The 19,211-nt window shown below is 65.2% G+C and carries 13 protein-coding genes; 10 read left to right on the top strand and 3 right to left on the bottom strand.

Features of this window, described 5'->3' with window-relative positions:
* Positions 1 to 9: 9 nt before the first annotated feature.
* From cheB to LC083_RS03970, 4 genes are all read left to right on the top strand, one after another.
* Entirely contained in the window at positions 10 to 1,101 is a 1,092-nt protein-coding gene (gene cheB, locus LC083_RS03955) for a chemotaxis-specific protein-glutamate methyltransferase CheB (protein WP_226699271.1), read from the top strand.
* Complete coding sequence (locus tag LC083_RS03960) at positions 1,092 to 1,970, top strand: CheR family methyltransferase (protein ID WP_226699272.1); 879 nt, start codon at positions 1,092 to 1,094, stop codon at positions 1,968 to 1,970. The genes cheB and LC083_RS03960 overlap by 10 nt, the downstream gene beginning before the upstream one ends.
* Before the next feature lie 128 nt (positions 1,971 to 2,098).
* Positions 2,099 to 3,634 carry a putative bifunctional diguanylate cyclase/phosphodiesterase gene (locus LC083_RS03965; protein ID WP_226699273.1) on the top strand — a complete coding sequence of 512 codons (1,536 nt, stop codon included), beginning with the start codon at positions 2,099 to 2,101 and terminating at the stop codon, positions 3,632 to 3,634.
* A gap of 137 nt (positions 3,635 to 3,771) precedes the next feature.
* On the top strand, positions 3,772 to 5,118 hold the full coding sequence (locus LC083_RS03970; protein ID WP_226699274.1) for a methyl-accepting chemotaxis protein: 1,347 nt from the start codon (positions 3,772 to 3,774) through the stop codon (positions 5,116 to 5,118).
* Between the two features lie 33 nt (positions 5,119 to 5,151).
* Here the strand turns inward: LC083_RS03970 and LC083_RS03975 are convergent, their stop codons facing one another.
* Both LC083_RS03975 and LC083_RS03980 read right to left on the bottom strand, forming a co-directional pair.
* Entirely contained in the window at positions 5,152 to 8,487 is a 3,336-nt protein-coding gene (locus LC083_RS03975; protein WP_226699275.1) for an amidohydrolase family protein, read from the bottom strand.
* Between the two features lie 80 nt (positions 8,488 to 8,567).
* The gene (locus tag LC083_RS03980) at positions 8,568 to 9,587 is read right to left on the bottom strand and encodes a LacI family DNA-binding transcriptional regulator (protein WP_226699276.1); all 1,020 of its coding nucleotides are present in this window, start codon (positions 9,585 to 9,587) and stop codon (positions 8,568 to 8,570) included.
* Positions 9,588 to 9,720: 133 nt separating this feature from the next.
* Here LC083_RS03980 and LC083_RS03985 point away from each other — a divergent pair, with 133 nt between their 5' ends.
* From LC083_RS03985 to LC083_RS03995, 3 genes are read left to right on the top strand one after another with little or no spacing between them, the layout of a single operon-like run.
* The gene (locus LC083_RS03985) at positions 9,721 to 10,020 is read left to right on the top strand and encodes a PilZ domain-containing protein (protein WP_226700014.1); all 300 of its coding nucleotides are present in this window, start codon (positions 9,721 to 9,723) and stop codon (positions 10,018 to 10,020) included.
* Positions 10,021 to 10,072: 52 nt separating this feature from the next.
* Complete coding sequence (locus LC083_RS03990) at positions 10,073 to 11,443, top strand: hypothetical protein (RefSeq protein WP_226699277.1); 1,371 nt, start codon at positions 10,073 to 10,075, stop codon at positions 11,441 to 11,443.
* A gap of 45 nt (positions 11,444 to 11,488) precedes the next feature.
* Complete coding sequence (locus LC083_RS03995) at positions 11,489 to 12,892, top strand: O-antigen polymerase (protein WP_226699278.1); 1,404 nt, start codon at positions 11,489 to 11,491, stop codon at positions 12,890 to 12,892.
* On the opposite strand, the gene LC083_RS04000 is transcribed toward LC083_RS03995, so the two are convergent.
* The gene (locus tag LC083_RS04000; protein WP_226699279.1) at positions 12,883 to 13,812 is read right to left on the bottom strand and encodes a hypothetical protein; all 930 of its coding nucleotides are present in this window, start codon (positions 13,810 to 13,812) and stop codon (positions 12,883 to 12,885) included. The two genes, LC083_RS03995 and LC083_RS04000, sit on opposite strands and share 10 nt — an antisense overlap.
* A gap of 127 nt (positions 13,813 to 13,939) precedes the next feature.
* Between LC083_RS04000 and LC083_RS04005 the strand changes: the two genes are divergently transcribed.
* From LC083_RS04005 to LC083_RS04015, 3 genes are read left to right on the top strand one after another with little or no spacing between them, the layout of a single operon-like run.
* Complete coding sequence (locus LC083_RS04005) at positions 13,940 to 15,442, top strand: flavin-containing monooxygenase (RefSeq protein WP_226699280.1); 1,503 nt, start codon at positions 13,940 to 13,942, stop codon at positions 15,440 to 15,442.
* A 33-nt stretch (positions 15,443 to 15,475) separates the two neighbouring features.
* On the top strand, positions 15,476 to 16,231 hold the full coding sequence (locus tag LC083_RS04010; RefSeq protein WP_226699281.1) for a competence/damage-inducible protein A: 756 nt from the start codon (positions 15,476 to 15,478) through the stop codon (positions 16,229 to 16,231).
* A 56-nt stretch (positions 16,232 to 16,287) separates the two neighbouring features.
* Positions 16,288 to 19,179 carry a DUF2339 domain-containing protein gene (locus tag LC083_RS04015; protein WP_226699282.1) on the top strand — a complete coding sequence of 964 codons (2,892 nt, stop codon included), beginning with the start codon at positions 16,288 to 16,290 and terminating at the stop codon, positions 19,177 to 19,179.
* The last annotated feature ends 32 nt before the right edge of the window (positions 19,180 to 19,211 follow it).

Consider the following 19,211-nt stretch of genomic DNA (forward strand, 5'->3'; position numbering starts at 1 on the left):
AGCAGCGATATGGTCGCCGCCCTGCGCCAGAATTCCGAAATGAGCTCCCGGGCCGACGAAGCCGACACCCGCGTCAAGGTCATGCTGGTCGACGATTCGCTTACCGTGCGGACCGTCTTCTCGCGCATGCTGGCGAAGGAAGCCGACCTTAGCGTCGTCGCCACCGCCAGCACCGCCGAGCGCGGGCTCGACGAACTGCGGGCACAGGCAGTGGACGTGGTCCTGCTCGACCTCGAAATGCCCGGCATGGGCGGGCTCGAGGCGCTGCCCAAGATCCTCGCCCTCTCGCCTTCGACCAAGGTGCTGGTCATTTCCTCGCTCACTGCCGAAGGGGCGGAGCATACTGTCGAGGCGCTGCGCATGGGCGCGGCCGACACCATGCTCAAGCCGCGTCCCGGCGGGTTCAACGACGATTATCGCGACCAGCTGCTCGGCAAGATCCGCGCGCTCAAGGGCATGGGTGTGGACGAGGTGCGCCGCGCCAGCGTGCGCCCCGCCTCGCGCCGTGCCGGCAAGCGCCCGCAGGTCGTCGCCATCGGCGCATCGACCGGCGGCATCCACGCGCTCAACCTTTTCCTGCGCAAGCTGCCGAAGGATTTCGAGCTCCCGATCCTCATCACCCAGCATCTTCCTGCCAGCTTCATTCCGGTCTTCGCGCGTCAGATGGAAGTCGCCTCGGGCCGCCAGGCGATCCTTGCCGACGAAGGCGTAGAAATCCGCCGCGGCAATCTCGTGATCGCGCCGGGCCATGGCCACATGGTCGTGCACCGCAAGGGCACGCGCTACGTGACCGGCCTCGCCTACCATCCGGTCAAGAGCGGCTGCATGCCCTCGGTCGACCCGATGTTCGAGACGCTGGCCGAAGCCTATGACGGCGAAGTCGCAGGCGTCCTGCTTTCGGGCATGGGCCGCGACGGCACCGACGGGGCCGTGTCCATCGTCAATGCGGGCGGCTCCATCTACGCGCAGGACGCGCACAGCTGCGCCGTCTGGGGTATGCCCCGCGCGGTTACGGAAATGGGACTGACCACTGCCGCCCTTCCTCCCGAAGAGCTGGCCGAAACGGTGCTCGCCAGCGCCGGAGCCCAAGCATGGCGATAGAGGATGCCTCCAACCGCATAATCGCCGACCTGCTGGCCTCGCGCACCGGGCAGCAACTGACCGAAAGCCGCCGGTGGCGCATTTCGACCGCGCTGTCGGGCCTGTTCCGCGAACTGGGTATCCAGAACGTCGACCAACTCGCCTGCATGCTGGAGCGGCCGGGCGAATACCGGCTAGCGACCCGCGTGGTCGAGGCGCTGCTCAACAACGAGACCTATTTCTTCCGCGACCATGCCTATTTCGGAACGCTCGCCAACACGGTCCTGCCCGACCTTGCCCGCAAACGCGCGGACAGCAAAAAGCTGACGATCTGGTCGGCAGGCTGTTCGACCGGTCAGGAAGTGCTTTCGCTCGCCATGACCTTTGCCGAACAGCCGGGCCGCTGGCACGACTGGACGATTGACATCATCGGCACCGATATTTCGGGCAAGGCCATCGAACAGGCCCGCAGCGGCACCTATTCGCAGTTCGAGATCCAGCGGGGCATTTCGGTCGCGCAGATGCTCAATTTCTTCAGCGAGATGAAGGGCGGCTGGCAGGCCAGCGACCGCATTCGCGGGATGGTCCGCTTCGAACAGCAAAACGTCCTCGATTTCCCGCCCATGCCGGGCCGCTTCGACCTCGTCCTGTGCCGCAACGTGCTGCTCTATTTCGCGCCCGAAACGCGCCGATCGGCCTTCGACCGGCTGGCCAGCGCGGTTGCGCCGGACGGGTTTTTGATGCTGGGCGCTGGCGAAACGGTGGTCGGGCAGACAGAGCGGTTCGAACCGTCCTCGCATGGCTCTGCGCTCTACTCGCTGCGCCAGCAGGCGGGCAGCGCGCCGCTCGGCCTGTCGATCAAGCCGCACCAGGCGGTGGTCAACGGCTGATTCCTCGGTCCCAAGCCGAGGGCCGTCCACCCTTTCGAGGGTAAACGGCCGTTTTACCGTTCCTTAGCTAATCCCCCCTAATGACAGGGGAATTACCAGTTTCGCGTTACCATTGGGGGATTTTACGCGTGAGCCTTAACTGTGACACCACCGGTCACGATACGCGCGTTCTCCTGTTCGCACCCCTTGCCGTGCTCGCAATGATCGTATCGGCAACCGCAATTGCGGCGCTGATCGCGCTCAGCCTCAACGTATCGCTCCTGCCGGTCATCATCGTGGCCGGCGCTGCCGCTTTCGGCCTTGCCACCGCGCTCTTCGGACGGCTGGGCATCCGGCACTTGCGCCGGCTCGAACAGCTCAGCAATTCCGACAGCCTGACGCAGCTGCCCAACCGCCGTGCGCTGCATATCGGCATCCAGCAGGAAATCCGCGCCCAGCAGGAAGTGGCGCTGGCGCTGGTCGATCTCGACGGGTTCAAGCTCCTAAACGACCACTATGGCCATTTCGTCGGCGATGCGGCGATCAAGGAAGTCGGGCGCATTTTCGAGCAGGTCTGCGAAGGCAATGCGCAGGTCCACCGCCTCGGAGGCGACGAATATGCCATTCTCATGTCGGGCAGCCTGTCGGGCACGCTCCTCGAAGGCATCTGCCGCCGCGTCATCGAACGCCTGGCGAAGCCGGTTGCGGTCGACGACCGCCGCCTCACGCTGGGCGCCAGCATCGGCCTTGCACGCCGCCTGCCGCACGACAGCATTTCCTCCAGCGAGCTGCTACGCCGCGCCGACGTGGCGATGTATGCCTCGAAGCGCGGCGGCAAGATGCGCTGCACCTGGTTTTCCGAAGCCTTCGACCAGAGCCGCGAACAGCTGAAGGAACTGGACGACGAGCTTCGCATGGCGCTCGCGAACGAGGAATTCCGGCTCAACTACCAGCCGCTGGTCGACAGCCGCACCCGCAAGGTCGTGGCGGTCGAGTGCCTGATGCGCTGGGAGCGTCCCGACGGCAAGCGCGTCGGGCCGAACATCTTCATCCCGGTCGCCGAGGAATCGGGCCTGATCAATCCGATCGGCCTGTGGGTGCTTCGCCAGGCCTGCATGGACGCGCTGGCGTGGGACGACATCACCCTGTCGGTGAACATTTCGGCAGCGCAACTGCGCAACCCCGAGTTCCCGATCCAGCTGGGCCATATCCTCGAGGAAACCGGCTTCGATGCCGAGAGGCTCGAGCTCGAAATCACCGAGACCTGCCTCGTGCTCGACCCGATCGTGGCGGAGCGCAGCCTCGCGGTCATCCGCGGCTTCGGCGTCCGGGTGGCGCTGGACGATTTCGGCACCGGCTATGCCTCGATCGGCTTCCTGCGCCAGTTCCGTTTCGAGAAGCTGAAACTCGACCGCAGCCTCGTCGTACAGGCCGGCGAAGACGATGCCAGCCGCGCCATGATGCTTTCAAGCATTACCGTGGCCCGCGCCATGCAGATGGGCGTGACGGCAGAAGGCGTGGAAACCGAAGAACAGGCCGCCATGGTCCGGGCCGCAGGTTGCGACCAGATCCAGGGCTGGCTCTACTTCAAGGCCATGCCGGCCGATGAAATCGCCCAGCACCTCGGCCACCCGATCGGTGCAGCGCTGCCGGGCGAACGCGAAGCCTCGGCCAAGGTCGCCTAAGGGCGGCATCGCGTTTACCTCGCCGATGCGGCGACGGGTCCCGCGCAAATCCCTGCCAAACCAGCGATTTCAAACCCGGCGTTTACCATATCGAAACGCTGTTCGGTTACCTCGAAGGCATCCTCAGAGGGGTGAACATGAACGCTATCAGCAAATTCGACGCCGAGCTGTCCGAAGAAATCGCCAACGTTTCGCTTTCCGCCGATGCCGAAGACGGCAATTTCAAGCGCTATTGGCTTGCTGACTGGTTCAATGGGCAGACCCTTGCCAACAAGATGAAGCTGGCCGTGCTCGCACCGATGATCGGTACGGGCCTCGTGTCGCTGTTCGCCTATATCGGCTTTGCAGCAGAGGGCGCGCAACCCGTCATGCAGGCGCTGGTCCTGGTGACCGCCGCCATCTGTCTGGTACTCGGCCATCTCGCGACCCGCCGGATGATCCTCGACACCATCAAGCCGCTCAAGGCCGTGGCCGATGGCATGAAGGAACTTGCTGCCGGAGGCCGCGACGTCGAAGTCAGCGGCGTGGGCCGCAATGACGAGATCGGCGATCTTGCCCGGGCTCTCGAAGTCTTCCTGAAATCGGGCCACAAGCTCGACGAACTCTTCGCCGGCCGCAAGGAAAGTTCCGAACGCCGCAAGCGCGAAATCGACCTCCTCGCCCGCTCGTTCGAGCATGAGATCGGCGAAGTGGTGTCGGCCGTCGCCTCGGCTTCCACGCAGCTCAACGAAACTGCCGCTGCGATGGCCAAGGCCGCCGAGCACGCCTCGGGTCAGGCCGCGCAGGTCAGCGGCGCGATGGAACAGGCATCGACCGGCGTAACCGCCGCAGCAGCGGCTTCCGACGAATTCGCCATGTCGATCGGCGAGATCAGCCGCCAGGCCTCGCACTCGGCCGAACTGGCGCGCAAGGCCGCAGACGATGCTGAAGATGCCGACCAGACGATCTCCACCCTCGCTTCCTCCGCGGAACAGGTCGGCCAGATCGTCGAACTGATCCAGTCGATCGCACAGCGCACCAATCTGCTCGCCCTCAACGCCTCGATCGAGGCGGCGCGCGGCGGCGAAGCGGGCCGGGGGTTTGCCGTGGTCGCCAGCGAGGTCAAGGAACTGGCCACGCAGACCAGCCGCGCGACCGAGGAAGTCGCCGAACAGATCCGCGCCATGCAGAATTCCACCGGTGCAAGCGTCAGCGCGCTGCGGTCCATCGGCGAACAGATCAAGCAGCTCGAAACCACTGCCATCTCGATTGCCAGCGCGGTCGACCAGCAGTCGGTCGCAGGGCAGGACCTTGCCCGCAGCATCGACCTTGCCGCGCGCGGCACGGACGAGGTTGCCGGCCATATCGAGATCATGCGCGAAACCAGCCTCGCGGCCGGTGCATCGGCCAGCCAGGTGCTGTCGTCTGCTACCGACCTGCAGGGCCAGGCTTCGAACCTGCGCAGCCGCGTCGACACCTTCCTTGCAAAGGTGCGCGCAGGCTAAGGCTGGCGGGAGCCGGCGTTCACCGGCCCCGCGTCACTCCCACCAGTAGGGCATGCGGCGGGCGTTGCCCGTCGTTACCTCGTTCATGGTGCGCGCGTCGTACAGGCGCCCGCCGAGCATGACCTGCGCGATGTCGTCCGAATTGCGGATGTCCTGCGCAGGATCGGCGGTCAGGATGACGAGATCGGCCAGCTTGCCGACTTCGAGGCTGCCGATGTCCTTGTCCATGCCCAGCGAACGGGCAGGTTCGATCGTGCCGGCGCGCAGCGCCTCGACCGCGCTCATGCCGCCGCGTGCGAAGCTCCACAGCTCCCAATGCGCGCCGATGCCGGCCTGCTGGCCATGCGCCCCGATGCTGACCTTCACGCCGCGCTCGGCAAGCTTCTTGGCTTCGCGCGCGGAATTGTCGTCGACGAAGGCCCACTCCGGCGCCTTGGTACGGCGGGCCGTGGCGGCCAGCAGCATCTTGGGCGGGGTGTGGACCAGCAGCGGGTTGTCGAACACGTCGGTCGCCTGGCGCCAGTAGGGATCACCGGCAAGACCGCCATAGGTCACGACCAGCGTCGGGGTGTAATTGGTGTCCGACTGCCCGAACATCTGCAGCACGTCTTCGTACATCACGTCGAGCGGGATGTTGTGCTCCAGCGTGGAGTTGCCGTCGGCGATGAGGTTCATGTCCATGCCGAACAGCGAGCCGCCTTCGGCCACCACCAGCATGTTTTCCGCCCGGGCAGCGGCGACAACCTGCTGGCGCTGTTCGCGGCGGGGCTGGTTGTAGTTCTTCACCGAGATACCGCCCTGCGCCTTGATACGGCGGACATGGGCCAGCGCATCCTCGTAGCTGTCGACGCGCGCATACACGCCCGGCGATTTCGCGCCGTAGATGATCTCGCCGGTGGAATAGATCCGCGGGCCGAGCAGGTTGCCGGCGCGCTGGCGCTCCGATGCGGAGAAGATCATGCTCGCCGAAGACGAGGGATCGTGGATCGTCGTCGTGCCGAGCGCCAGGTTCTGGATCAGCGACCAGTTCTGCTGCGGGACGAGATCGCCCGATCCTTGCGCGCCGTGCGCGTGCGCATCGACGAGGCCCGGGATGATCGTGCGACCGGCCGCATCGACGACCTTGGCGCCCGCCGGCACGGTCACGTCCGATGCCGAGCCGATGGCGGCAATGCGATCGCCGTCGATCAGGATCGTGCCGTTCTCGATCGTTCCGGCACTGTCACCCGCCATGGTGTGGATGCGGGCACCTGTGATGGCGACCATCCCGCTCGGCTTGTCGGCGCGCACGGTGCGGGCCAGCGAGGTGCCGCTGTCCGGCGGGGTGAAGCTGGGTGCATCTTTGCCCTGCGGCGCGCTCGGCGTCAGCGCCGAAGTACTCGCCCGGTAAAGCACCGGCCCCATCGACCAGTGCAGGGTGGAGCCGTTCTGGGCCCAGCCGATATAGTCCGCCCCGCCCTTGCTGACCTTGGTCACGGGAAGCGAGCTGGATTTTTCGCCCACGGTCACCGCTTGCCCGCCGGGCAGCAGCGGCATGGCGAAGACTTCGTAATTCTGGCGGAAGGCGACATAGTCGCCGCGCGGGCTGACGCGGAAATCGTTGGCCAGTTCGCCCTCGGCGTGGACGCGGCGCGCTTCGCCGTCGAGATCGCTGGAAATCAGCTGCAGCTTGCCGCCAGAGCGGGCGAACATGAACAGCCGGTCGCCATCCGCTCCGAACTGCGGGTCCGATCCGTCACGGGTGACGAGGCGAGCCAGGCCGCCCGACGCGGAGACAGCGTAAACGCCCTCGTTCTCCGAGAAATCGGGCGTGGTCAGGTAGCCCCCACTGCGCTTTTCGAACACGATGGTGCTGCCGTCGGGCGAGAACTGCGGCACGGCATAGTGGCCCGGTTCGCGGGTCACCGCGCGTTCGTCGCGACCGCGGCTGTCGATAGTGACGATCCGCCCGAGCCCGGCATCGGTCCAGCGCACGAAGGCAAGGCGCGAACCGTCGCGCGACCAGGTCGGCCACAGCTCGAGGCTGGCATCGTCGCTGGTAGTCAGGCGGCGCGGTGCGGCGTCGCCGCCGACCGGCTTGGTGTAGAGCTTGCCGAGGCTTTCGAAGACCACGGTGCGACCATCGGGCGACACGGTGGCGAAACGCGGGATTTTTGCAGTGAAGCTATCGGGCGCGACGTCGATCACCGGATGCGGCGCCGAGGCCACAGCCCGCGTATCGTCGATGCGGAAGGGGATTTCGCTGGCACCCGACCCGTCGGCAGCAATGCGCATGATCTTGCCGCCGGCCCAGGCGACGATGCTGGAGCCGTCCGGCGTCCAGTCCATCATCGGGTAGACGCCGTAGACCGCCCATGTCTCCTGCATGTCGAGATCGAGCTGGCCGTAGACCATCCGCTCGCGCCCGCTGGCGATATCCTTGACCCACAGCTGCGACTGGTCCTTGTCGCGCCGCACGAAGGCGATGCTCTTGCCATCGGGCGAAGGCGTGGGGCGCACGGCGCCGCCAAAGCCGCCGATGGCGGTCGTCACTTCGCCGGTGTCGATATCATAGCGCTCGACGCGGAAGATGCCGGCGTTGGAATCCTGCGCATATTCGAAGATCGGGCCCGAGGTGACATTGCGCGTGTAGTAGATCGCGTTGCCATCGGGCGCGTAGACCGGCTCGCCCAGTTCCTTCTGCAGGGCTTCGCTGGCGCGCTTGACCAGCTGGACGCCGCCGCCGCCCGACGCGTGGTAGAGCCACACCTCGCCCGTACCCAGGCTGCGCTGCGTGGTGAAATGCTTCTTCGCCACGATGTACCGCCCATCGGGGGACCAGCTGGGGTGGTTGATCAGGCGGAAGTCTTCCTTGGTGACCTGCTGCTTGTTCGAACCGTCGCGGTTCATGACCCAGATATTGTCGCCGCCGCCGCGATCCGAGGTGAAAGCGATCTTGCTGCCGTCGGGAGAGAATTGCGGGTGAACTTCCCATGCGAGGCCTTCGGCAATGCGCGTGGGCGTGCCGCCGGTAATCGGCATGGTGTAGATATCGCCGAGCAGGGCGAATGCGATGGTGCGCCCGTCGGGCGACACGTCGACGTCGATCCACGTGCCTTCATCGGTCCGGATCGGCACTTCCTTGAGCTGGGCGCCGCGCGGCGCGGTCACGTCCCATTTCTCGTCGCTCTTTTCCTCGCCGGCGATCGGGACGGTTGCCGGTGCGGCCTGCACCTGCTGGCCGGTGCCTTCACGCGGCAGGTCGGCCTGCGAGGCGTCGACTTCCTGCTCCTCGACCGGATTGGGGCTGGGCGTGGGTTCTTCCTGCTGCGCGTGTGCGGCGGACGCGCACAGGACCAGCGCAAGGGCGGAAGCAATGCTCGACTTCATGTATCTCTCCCTGACAGTCGGGAGCGGCTTAGACGTGCCTCAAGCGTGAATGCAAACGCCTGTTCGACGAACGACGGTAATCAGGCGACGCTGGCGCGTTCCACCAGGCGCACGGGAACGCGGCGTTCCGCCTGCTCCTCGCCCCCGGCAAGCGCGGTTTCGACCAGCATGCGGCCTGCTTCGGCGAAGTCCGGCTCCACTGTCGTGAGCGGCGGATTGCTGAATTCGCCCGAGCCGAGGCCGTCGAACCCGACCACTCCGACCGCACCCGGCACGTTCACGTCGCGCAGTGCCAGTTCTTCCAGCGCACCGAGCGCCATGGCGTCGCAGGCGAAGAACAGCCCGTCGAACTTGGTCCCGCTCTCGGTCAGGCGGATAATCGCATTGCGGCCCTGCGAAACGCGGTCCGAACCGATCGACACGAATGCCGGTCGCGCCTCCAGTCCTGCGCTTTCCATTGCCGCTTGGTAGCCTTCGAACCGTTCGCGGAACTGCTTTTGCGAGGAATTGGGATCACCCACGAAAACGATATCCTTCGCCCCGCCCTTCACCAGCCGTTCTACTGCCAGCCGGCCGCCTTCGCGGTTGTCGGAACGCACCCACACCGCATCGTCGAAGGGCGAGCCCCAGAAGGCGATGGCCTTGCTGTCGTCGGCAACCGAACGGAAATAGTCCCATGCAGCCGAATTTGTCGCGGTGCCGATCACGACGACCGCATCGGCCTGCCGCCGCGCGACATAGTGGCCGAACAACTCGTTTTCCTTGGCCTGGAATGAAACCAGCGCCTCGTAGCCGCGCTCGGCCGCCGCGGCGCAGGTGCTGCCCAGCAAGCTATAGTAGAACGGGTTGATCGCGGCAGGCCCCTGCCCGTCGCGGCCGATCACCACGATGGCGATGCTGCCCGTCTCGCCCTTGCGCAGGCCGGCGGCGCGCATGTTGACGTGATAGCCGAGCTCGGCCGCGGCCTGTTCGACCCGGCGCCTGGTAGCCTCGGTGATGGTTTCGGACCCGGACAACGCCCGGCTCACTGTGGACTGGCTTACCCCTGCCCGTTCGGCCACGTCGATCGACGTTACCCTGTGCGGCCTGTTTGTCGTCATGGCTCTCCGCGCGCTCCCTCGGCACTTGCCCCTATAGCTAGCCGATATGCCCGTCCAGTAAAGACACGGGGGATGCTTGCGCTGCCAGTCAAGGCATGAGAATGTTTCGCTCGCACTGAAATAGGGGGCCACCATCGAGACACGTCGTGAAGATCGCCATCTGGTCCATGTCGCGGGCGCATATCGCGCGCGGCAAAGCGGTTCGCGGCAAATCTGGATCAAGGACGTGTCGGAGTATGGTTGCCGTTTCTTCGACAAGTTCTCCGTCCTGCGGGTGGGCACCGAAGTGCTCCTGAAACTCGGCAATATCGGCCCGCTCGATGCGCATGTCCGCTGGCGCGAAGGCAACATCGTCGGCGCAGAGTTCGTGACACCCCTCCATCCCAGCGTGCTGGGCCATATCTCCGAATTCATGTCGGAAGACGCAGGCTGAGGCGGTTGGCGTCGGCAAGGTCCGACGATACGCCGACGTAGAGGACAGGCTGGTGAGTTCGCAGGCCCGCATCCGCAAGGGGATTGCCGCCCATGCCTCGACACTGGTCACGCGGATCGCGGTGCAGTTTGTCACCCTGCCGATTTTTTTCGCCAGCTGGAGTGCGGACCGCGTCGGGACATGGCTCGTGCTTTTCGCCGTCCCTGCTTATGTCGCGATCGCCGCAACCGGCTTTGCGGCAGCAGGTGGCAATAGTGCGCTTGCCGCAATGCAGGCCGGGGACAAGAAACAGGCCGCCACAGATTTCCACGGTTCTTGGATCGTCACCACTATCGCAACGGGCGTACTGGCGGTGCTCTTCTTCATCGGCATGGCGGCAATAGTCCCGCAGATGTCCGGTCTCGACCTTGTATCGGCAAGCGAAGTGACCGCGACGCTGGCCTGGCTGGCGCTCTACATCTTCGCTGTCAGCCAGACGATGATCGCGGAAATCCCCTTCCGCGCGGCGGGCAATTATCCGGAATACATCGCCAGCTTCAACGCAGCCTCGCTGGTCGAGATCGCAGTCATCGCCCTCAGTGTCGTTGCCAGCGACAGCTTCATCACGCTCGCCATGGCGCTTGCACTGTCGCGCTGCGCCGGGGCGTTGCTGTTCTTCCGGTTGGGCAAGAATTACGCGCCAGAACTATTCCGGCGTTCGGGCAAGCCGCTCGGCGAGAGCATCCGGCCACTGGTGAAGCCCTCTCTCGCTTTCATGCTTGCCCCGCTGATTTTCGGCATCAACCTGCAAGGCTTCGTGCTGGTCCTCGGCCTGAGCGTGGGCGCGGCCGCGCTTGCAGGGTTCGTCGCGACCCGCACGCTGACCCGGATCATCGATCTCTACACCAACTTCACTTACGCATCGCAGTTCTACGAAAGCGGACATTTCGAAGGACCGAAAGAGGATATCCAGCGCCGGTTGCTTGCGACCATGACGCTGATTTCGCTGCTGGCCTGCGTGGCGCTATCCGTATTCCTACTCGGTGTGGGACCGGGGCTGCAGGACCTCTATACGCTGGGGCAAACCAGCTTCGATCCGCTGGTAGCTGCAATCCTCCTGGCGGCCGCCACGCTGCGCGCGCTGGCAGCATCTCCTACCGCGATCCTCGCGGCAGCCAACCTGCATTCGCGCTACATGACGGCCTATCTCGCCGGCTCCGCCATCGCCCTTGGCCTTGCGCTGTTGCTCGCAAGGTCGGGCGCTTCCTTGCCATTCGTGATCCTGCCCCTGCTGCTGAGCGAAGCGAGCCAGCTGGTTCCCGCCATGCGCGATGCGATGCGTGTCCTGGCGATCACTCCGGCACAATTCCTGAGAATGCTCGCGTCTCGACAAAGGCTCGGGGATATCCGCGCGCTATTGAACCAATTGCGGAGAAGCCGCTGAGCGCCTTGCCGCAAGGGGCACCGGCGGCGTAGACAAGCGCCCACAGTGTACGACCTGCTGCTCCTTGCCTCGCTGATACTGTTCGCGGCCGTCAGCGCGGCCTATGCCCGGCATCCGGCAGCCAGCCTGATGCACCCGGCGAGTTTCTACCTCGCCTTTCACGGCTTCATCTTCGTCCTGCGCCCGATCGTGGCACGCGTCTACGACTTCAGTTTCGTTTACCGCTTGTACGATTTCCTGCCGTCCGTCGGCGACAAGATCACCGTCATCCTGGCAGCCAATCTCGCGATGATCGTGTTTGTAGCGGCCGCCCTTTACGAAGCACCCATGCCGGTGAAGCCCATCCCGCAAGGCGATTATGGGCGAATGCGTGCACTGCTGGGCAAGCCAATCCTCATTACGGCGATGATCCTTGGCCCGATCGGTATCTATTCGCAGCTGTCGAACTGGCAGCGGCGCGAAGACGAATATGCCTCCATGGTCCGCGATGCAGCGACCGGCATCGCGACCAATACCGACAACATCGGCTGGCTGACCGACGCCTCGATGCTTCTCGCCCCGCTGGCCGTCATGCTCATCTGGCTCGCCCGTTATCGCTGGTGGAGCTGGGGCATCTTCGCGATGTTCCTGGTGCTGCAAGCAGGCGACGGCACGCGGGGACCGATCATCTATGCCGCCGCCGCGATTGCGATCCTGTCGCTGCTGGAATCCCGCCGCCAGTGGTTCGACTGGCGCACCACGGCGCTGGCACTCATCGCCCTGTTCGCTTTCGGCCAGATCGTCGTCGACCGCGGGGCCGGCCTGCGCGAGGCGGTCGGACAGGCAGATTCGGCGAGCGAGGCAGGCGCTGCAGAGCTGGCACCGCTGGAAGGCATGGATTTCGCCAATCTCGAATATTTCGAATACGTCGTTTATGCGGTCCCCCAGCGAACCGGCACTTACGATTATTTCACCAGCAATCTGCAGGTCTTCACCGAACCGGTCCCGCGCGCCTTGTGGAAGGAGAAGCCGGTAGGCGCGCCGGTCCAGTACTTCAGGCTGTGGGACTATGGCCGGCCGATCGGCATCACCTTCTCCCTGCCAGGTGCCGGGTGGATGTCGCTGGGCTATCCCGGCGTCGCGATCCAGGCGCTGTTCTTTGCGCTGCTTTATGCCTTTGCCTATCGCCGATTACTGACGCGCCAGGCCTCTCCCCTAGCCCAGATCGCTTATGCGCTAGTGATCGCAACGGCCTTCAACGTGCTCCGCGACGGCACGCTGCTGACTTTCGTCCGGCAGTTGCCCTTCTACTTCGGGCCGCTGCTGATGGTTATGCTCTTGCTACGCATCCTCGGACCATCGCGTGCTGCCCAGGCGCATGCGTGGGAGGGCCCGGTGAGCGATTTCCTCGCGCAGACGCCCGCTGAACGGCGCCGCAACCTCGCCCGGCAGGCCAGCGATCAACGATAGCGAGGTGCGTATCCGCGGCCCAGCAACCCCGCGAAGCGGCGAAACCGCACCTTCTTTCGCACGTGACGATCGAGACTTTCGCGCAATTCTGCCGGATCGAAAGGCCGTCCCGCCCAGTCGGCAAGGAAATCCTTGTCGGCGGGAAGGTGAAGGATAGCGACGTCGCAGAGATCAAGAAACGCTCTGGGCCGGTGTTGCGTCCGCGCGGTCCAGTATCGGGCAACTACACCCTTCTCGCCTGCATCGGCAAGGAAGCTGCCGCTGTCACGATAACGCTGGAGCGCGGCACCGAGCACCATCTCGTCACCGGCGTGGACCATTTCGGGCCAGCGGGCGGCATAGGCGGGCCAAAGCGCTTCTATGTGTTGCCGGAGCGCGGTGAAGGATACAGCTTCGCCCGACAGGAATTCCCCGCCCCACCATTCGCGCCTGAAGTCCTCGCCGAGCAGCAGGCGCAAGCTGTCGGACAGTTTGGCAGCCTCGCCTTCCGAACCATCGCGGGGACCTAGTCGGTAGCCCTGAAGCCCTTCGTGAAGGCGCGCTCCATCCGGCAGTTCGCGTAGGCAAAGCGTGTCCAGATCGACCAGCGCCATTGCATCCCCAAACGCGCCCGTCCCGAACTTGCCCAGCAGTTCGAGCTTGTAATGCGCCGGCCTGAAGGGAATGCCCGCCGGAAGCTCGAGCGTGAAGGTCTCATTCCGCAGGGCAAGGTCGTCGATGCCCATCCTTGCGCTCCGTTCCGCGACCAGATCGGCCCTGTCCGTGACCAGCGTCCAATCGTAGCCGAAATGCCGGAACGAGCGCGCACTCAGCGCCGCACAGCGCAGGTAAACATCGAGCGGCGATTCGCCCGGCGGCAGGTTCGCCGTGCGTTCGCCTTCCTCGGGCACAATCAGCAATCCATGGAAATGCGGTGCCAAGCGCGGCTGCTCCCCTTGCGTAAAACCGCCCTAATACGCCTGCACGATGAAATCGAGTTTCACATCGCAACCGAGGCTGGCGCACCGCCGAATGTTGGGTTACGCTGCCCGGATGGGAGAGAGACCAATGAGCGATCGCGCGACCGATTTCGACGTCCTGATTGTGGGCGCAGGCATTTCCGGCATCGGGATGGCTGCGCATATGAAGGAAAAGTCGCCCAACCGCAGCTTCGCCATCGTCGAACGCCGCGAAAACCTGGGCGGGACCTGGGACCTGTTCCGCTATCCCGGCATCCGTTCCGACAGCGACATGCACACGCTGGGCTTCGATTTCGAACCGTGGAAGCACGAGAAATCGATCGCCGACGGTCCGGCCATCCTCGAATATCTCGATCGCATCGTGGATGAACGCGATATCCGCCGCCACATCCGCTTTAATCACAAGGTCGTCTCGGCCGACTGGCGCGGCGCCGATGCACGCTGGCACGTTACCGTCGAAGGCGAAAACGGCGAGCGCAAGCACCTCACCGCCAACTGGCTCTATCTCGGATCGGGCTATTACGACTACGACGAGCCCTATGATCCGGGCTTCGATTTCGGCGAGTTCGAAGGACAGGTCATCCATCCGCAGTTCTGGCCCAAAAACCTCGACTATACGGGCAAGAATGTCGTCGTGATCGGATCGGGCGCGACGGCCGTTACCATCGTCCCGTCGATGGCGGACAAGGCGGCCAAGGTCACCATGCTCCAGCGCACGCCGACATGGATGTTCTCGCGCCCGGCCAAGGACGCCTTGGCAAATTTCCTGCGCAAGGTCCTGCCGGAAAAGACCGCCTACAAGATCACTCGCTGGAAGAACATCAAGCTGCAGGATTTCGGCTTCAAGCGCGCGCGCACCAAGCCCGAGAAAATGGGCGAAGGTCTGCACAAGCGGATCCGCAAGTCGATGGGAGCGGATTACGACCTCAAGCACTTCACCCCGCCGTACAAGCCGTGGGAACAGCGCCTGTGCCTCGTGCCGGACGACGATCTGTTCGAAGCACTCAAGAGCGGCAAGGCCGATGTCGTCACCGGCCACATCAAGGCCTTCGAAAAAGGCGGCGTGCGGCTGACCGACGACAGCTTCCTGCCCGCCGACATTATCGTCACGGCCACCGGCCTCAAGCTGGCGGTCGCCGGCAAGATCAAGGTGTCTGTCGAGGGCGAGACCGTCGATTTCGCCCAGCGCTTCTACTACAAGGGCTGCATGTTCTCGAACATCCCGAACCTTGCGGTGGTGTTCGGCTATCTCAATGCCAGCTGGACGCTGCGGGCGGACGTCAATTCCGACTACGTGTGCCGCGTGCTCAACCTCATGGAAGGCATGGGCGTCGACATCGCCGTGCCGAACCTGCCCGAAGATCACGGGCTAGAAGAGGACGACATCTTCGATTTCTCGTCCGGCTACATCCAGCGCGGCAAGTCGATCATGCCGAAGAATGCCGTCGCCTTCCCCTGGCGTCTCAACCAGGAATACATCTCTGATCGCAAGCTCATGCGCGAGCAGCCGGTCGATGACGGCATCCTCACCTTCTACCGCAAGGGCGCCAATGCCCGTCGCACGGACGAGGCACTCGAAGCTGCGGAGTAGCATTTCGCGCGCGGCGCCCCTAACTGTGACCGCATGAACAAGCGCATCTATACCGCCGGTCTCGTCGTCATCGGCGACGAGATCCTGTCCGGACGCACGCACGACAAGAACATCGCGCAGGTCGCCAGCTGGCTGCAAGTCCAGAACATCCGCCTTGCCGAAGTGCGAGTGGTGCCCGACGTGATCGACAAGATCGTGGAGGCGGTGAACGCGCTGCGCGCAGACAACGACTATCTCTTCACCACCGGAGGCATCGGCCCGACGCATGACGACATCACGGTCGATGCCGTGGCGAAAGCGCTGGGCGTGGAGGTGGTCATCCACCCCGAAGCCCGAGCGATCCTCGAACGCTACTATGCAGACAAGGGCGGCCTCAACGAAGGCCGCCTGCGCATGGCCCGCGTGCCCGAAGGCGGGGAACTGATCCCCAACCGCATGTCGGGCGCCCCGGGCATACGGATCGGCAATCTCCACCTCATGGCGGGCGTACCTCACATCACGGCCGGAATGCTCGATGCGCTGACCGGCACGCTCGAAGGCGGCGATCCGCTGCTGAGCGATACGGTCGGCGGCTTCATTCCCGAAAGCGAGGTCGCGACCATGCTCCGCGATGTCGAGAAGGCACACGAAAATTGCCAGATCGGCAGCTACCCCTTCTTCCGCGAAGGCAAGGTCGGGTCGAACTTCGTGGTCCGCTCGACGGACCGCGCCGCGCTCGATGCCTGCATGGCCGCGCTGTGCGACGGGCTGGAGCAACAGGGCTTCGTCTTTACCCACGGGGGAATCTGATCGCGCCTTGCCTCGCCTAGCGCTTGCGCTAGCCTTCGGGTGGAAGGGGTGTCGCGATGGAATGGTTTCTGGCTCTCGTCCTGTTCGCTCTGGCGTTCTACCAGCGCGAGAAGCTGCGCACCTTGCAGTACCGGGTCGAGAGCCTCGAAGGCGCGATCGACCACGTGCTTGCCCTGCTTCGGGAAGGCAAAGGCGCCGATGCAACCGAGGCCGTAGCCCCTCCGGAACCGACGAAGGCGAAAACCGCATCGGTCCCGGTGGTGGTCAAGCCCTCCGGCGAACCGGCCGCCGAGCCAGAAGCCGACCTTCTGCCACAGCCCCTCGCGCCGGAGCCGGAGCCGGAGCAACAGCCTGATGAACCCGCGCGCCGCTTCGCATTCGACTTCGAGGAACTCTTCGGTCGCCGCCTCCCGATCTGGGCGGGCGGCGTCACGCTTGCCGTGGCGGGCGTATTGCTGGTCCGTTACTCGATCGAGGCGGGCCTGCTTACACCCAGCGTGCGGGTGGTCCTCTCTTTCCTCTTCGGACTTGGCATGCTCGGCGGCGCAGAAGCTGCCTATCGCAATGCCGACCGCGTCGGGGACGAACGCGTGTGCCAGGCGCTCGCCGGGGCCGGCCTCGCCACGCTCTATGCAGGCTTCTACCTCGCGGGCAGCCAGTACGACCTAATCGGGCAGACCGTCGCATTCCTCGGCCTTGCCGTCGTGACGGCGGCAGCGATCGGCCTGTCCTATCGCTTCGGCCTGCCAAGCGCCGTGCTGGGCCTGGTCGGCGGTTTCGCAGCGCCCGCCCTTGTCGGCGGGGAGGAAGCGAACCTGCCGCTGCTCGCGCTCTACCTTGCGCTGGTCACGGGCGGGCTGACCCAGACGGGCAATCGCCAGCGGCGCCCATGGCTCGGCCTCGGCGCACTTATCGGCGGCCTCGGCTGGGGCGGGCTGCTGCTGACCACTGGCGGGATGTCGGGTGTCGATATCCTAGCTCTGGGGCTCTACTTCGTTCTCTTGGGAGCCATCCTTCCCGCGCTCCTCGCAACCGAGAAGCTCGAGCGGCCGCTCCGCCTCGCATCGGCCGCGATTGCCAGCCTGCAACTGGCCGTGCTGGTCGACGAAGGCGGATATTCGGCACTTGCCTGGGGACTCTACCTGTTACTCGGCGGTGCGCTGGCGTGGTTCAGCTGGCGCAAGCCCGAGGTCCGCCCTGCCAGCGCCATGGCAGCGACCATCGGGATTTTGTTGCTGGGCTTGTGGCCTGTCCCGCCGGAAGCAGGCTTCGCGGCAGTCGCCGCCGCGCTGGCTGCGATTTTCGCCGGTGTGCCTCTGTTCCACCTTCACACGAGGTCCGACCAGCTGGTCGACCGGCTGAGTGCAGCACTCGTCCCGCTCGCGCTGGGCATCACCATGCTGCTGACCTTCGGGACGCTCGACAGCGACATCCTCCATATCGCGGAGGCGGTGGCGTGCCTCGCGCTTGCCGCCTTGCCGGGAGCCGCCGCCTGGCTGCTCTGGAGCCGCGAGGATGCGGTGAGCCTTGCGGTCAATTTGGCCTCTGCTGCCGTCCTCGCCGCGCTTGCAGGGCTCTGCATGTTGCCGGCCATGGCGTCGCCTTTCCTCTTGGGCGCTATCGGCGCAGGCCTCTGCCTTTTGCTCCGGCGCCGGTTGCAGGAAACCCTGCCGCTCGCCGCGGTCGCGTGGACTGCCGCACTTGCCGCGCTGGCTAGTGTTCCTGCCAGCGACGCAATGATGCGCGAGATGGACGCGCTGGTGACCGGGACCGGTCTTACCAACCTGGCCGGCATGCTGCGCTGGCTGGCTGGTGGTGCACCCTTCGCCTTCCTCGCCAATCTGGAGCGTGACCAACTGCGCCGCGGGATTGCCGAGGCCGTTGCCGCCCTTGCTGCCTTTGCCGCGCTGGCGCAGGTGCTGCCGCCGATCGCCCTCGTCTGGACCGCGACCGCAGGCGTGCTGGCCTTGCGCTGGCGCATCCCGGGGCGCGACATGGCCATGCTCGCGCTGGTCGCCGCCATCGGCCTGTGGGCGTTCCTGCCGCTGGTCGACTGGACCGGAGCGGGGGTGGTTTCGCTTTCCGGGGAGCCTTTCCTCCTCGCCTCGCTGCCATCGCTGCGCAGCACGCTGGGGCACATTCTTCCGCTTGCGGTCGCTCTTGCCGCAGTGCGAGTTTCGGAGCGGGGCTTCCTGAAGTCGCCCGTGGCGCTGGGCTGGGCCGCATTGCCGGTCGGGTTCGTGGTGCTCCACGTACTGTTCAAGCAGGTCTTTGCGATCGAGACCATGACCGGTTTCCGCGCGGCAGGCCTGGCAGAGCGGACCGTATTCGAAGCCCTCCTGCTCGCGCTCGCCTGGGGCGCGGCGAAGGGTTTCGGCCGGGTCGCCGCCGACCGGCGGGTCGCGACGGGCCTCGCGGTCCTTGCTCTGGCGCATTTCGCGGTCTTCACGCTGTTCTGGCACAATCCGCTTTTCGCGCCGCAAGCCGTCGGCCCGGTCCCGCTTGCGAACCTCGCGCTGGCCGCTTTCGCCGTCGCCATAGCGGGGCTGCTGTCGCTGCGCCTGTGGCATCCGCGCTGGCGGGTATGGATCGACGCGCTGGTCATGGCGACCGCGACGCTCGGGGCGATCACCTTGCTGCGGCAGGCCTTTGCCGGGAGCTACCTGCCTCAGCTGCCCATGTCGCAGGCCGAGGACCTGCTACGCTCGCTGGTCGGGATCGTGCTGGCCGTCGCGTTCCTGCTCATCGGCAGCCGCCGGGCAGAACGCAGCTGGCGGGTCGGGTCGCTTGTCCTGATGACCGGCACCGCGATCAAGGTGTTCGTCTTCGATACCGCCGGCCTCGAAGGCCTCGTGCGCATCGCCAGCTTCGTGGCGCTGGGGGCGAGCCTGATTGGCATCGGCTGGTTCTATTCGCGCCAATTGCGCGGCGAGCCGTCACCACAATGAGAAAGGGCCGGAGGTTTCCCCCCGGCCCGTTT

The sequence above is a fragment of the Qipengyuania gaetbuli genome, assembly GCF_020524765.1.
Lineage (GTDB): Bacteria > Pseudomonadota > Alphaproteobacteria > Sphingomonadales > Sphingomonadaceae > Qipengyuania > Qipengyuania gaetbuli_A.

Bases quoted from the DNA above. Each gene is read 5' to 3' on its own strand.
- cheB (WP_226699271.1), top strand. From the start codon at position 10: ATGGTCGCCGCCCTGCGCCAGAATTCCGAAATGAGCTCCCGGGCCGAC.
- LC083_RS03960 (WP_226699272.1), top strand. From the start codon at position 1,092: ATGGCGATAGAGGATGCCTCCAACCGCATAATCGCCGACCTGCTGGCC.
- LC083_RS03970 (WP_226699274.1), top strand. From the start codon at position 3,772: ATGAACGCTATCAGCAAATTCGACGCCGAGCTGTCCGAAGAAATCGCC.
- LC083_RS03975 (WP_226699275.1), bottom strand. From the start codon at position 8,487: ATGAAGTCGAGCATTGCTTCCGCCCTTGCGCTGGTCCTGTGCGCGTCC.
- LC083_RS03980 (WP_226699276.1), bottom strand. From the start codon at position 9,587: ATGACGACAAACAGGCCGCACAGGGTAACGTCGATCGACGTGGCCGAA.
- LC083_RS04005 (WP_226699280.1), top strand. From the start codon at position 13,940: ATGAGCGATCGCGCGACCGATTTCGACGTCCTGATTGTGGGCGCAGGC.
- LC083_RS04010 (WP_226699281.1), top strand. From the start codon at position 15,476: ATGAACAAGCGCATCTATACCGCCGGTCTCGTCGTCATCGGCGACGAG.
- LC083_RS04015 (WP_226699282.1), top strand. From the start codon at position 16,288: ATGGAATGGTTTCTGGCTCTCGTCCTGTTCGCTCTGGCGTTCTACCAG.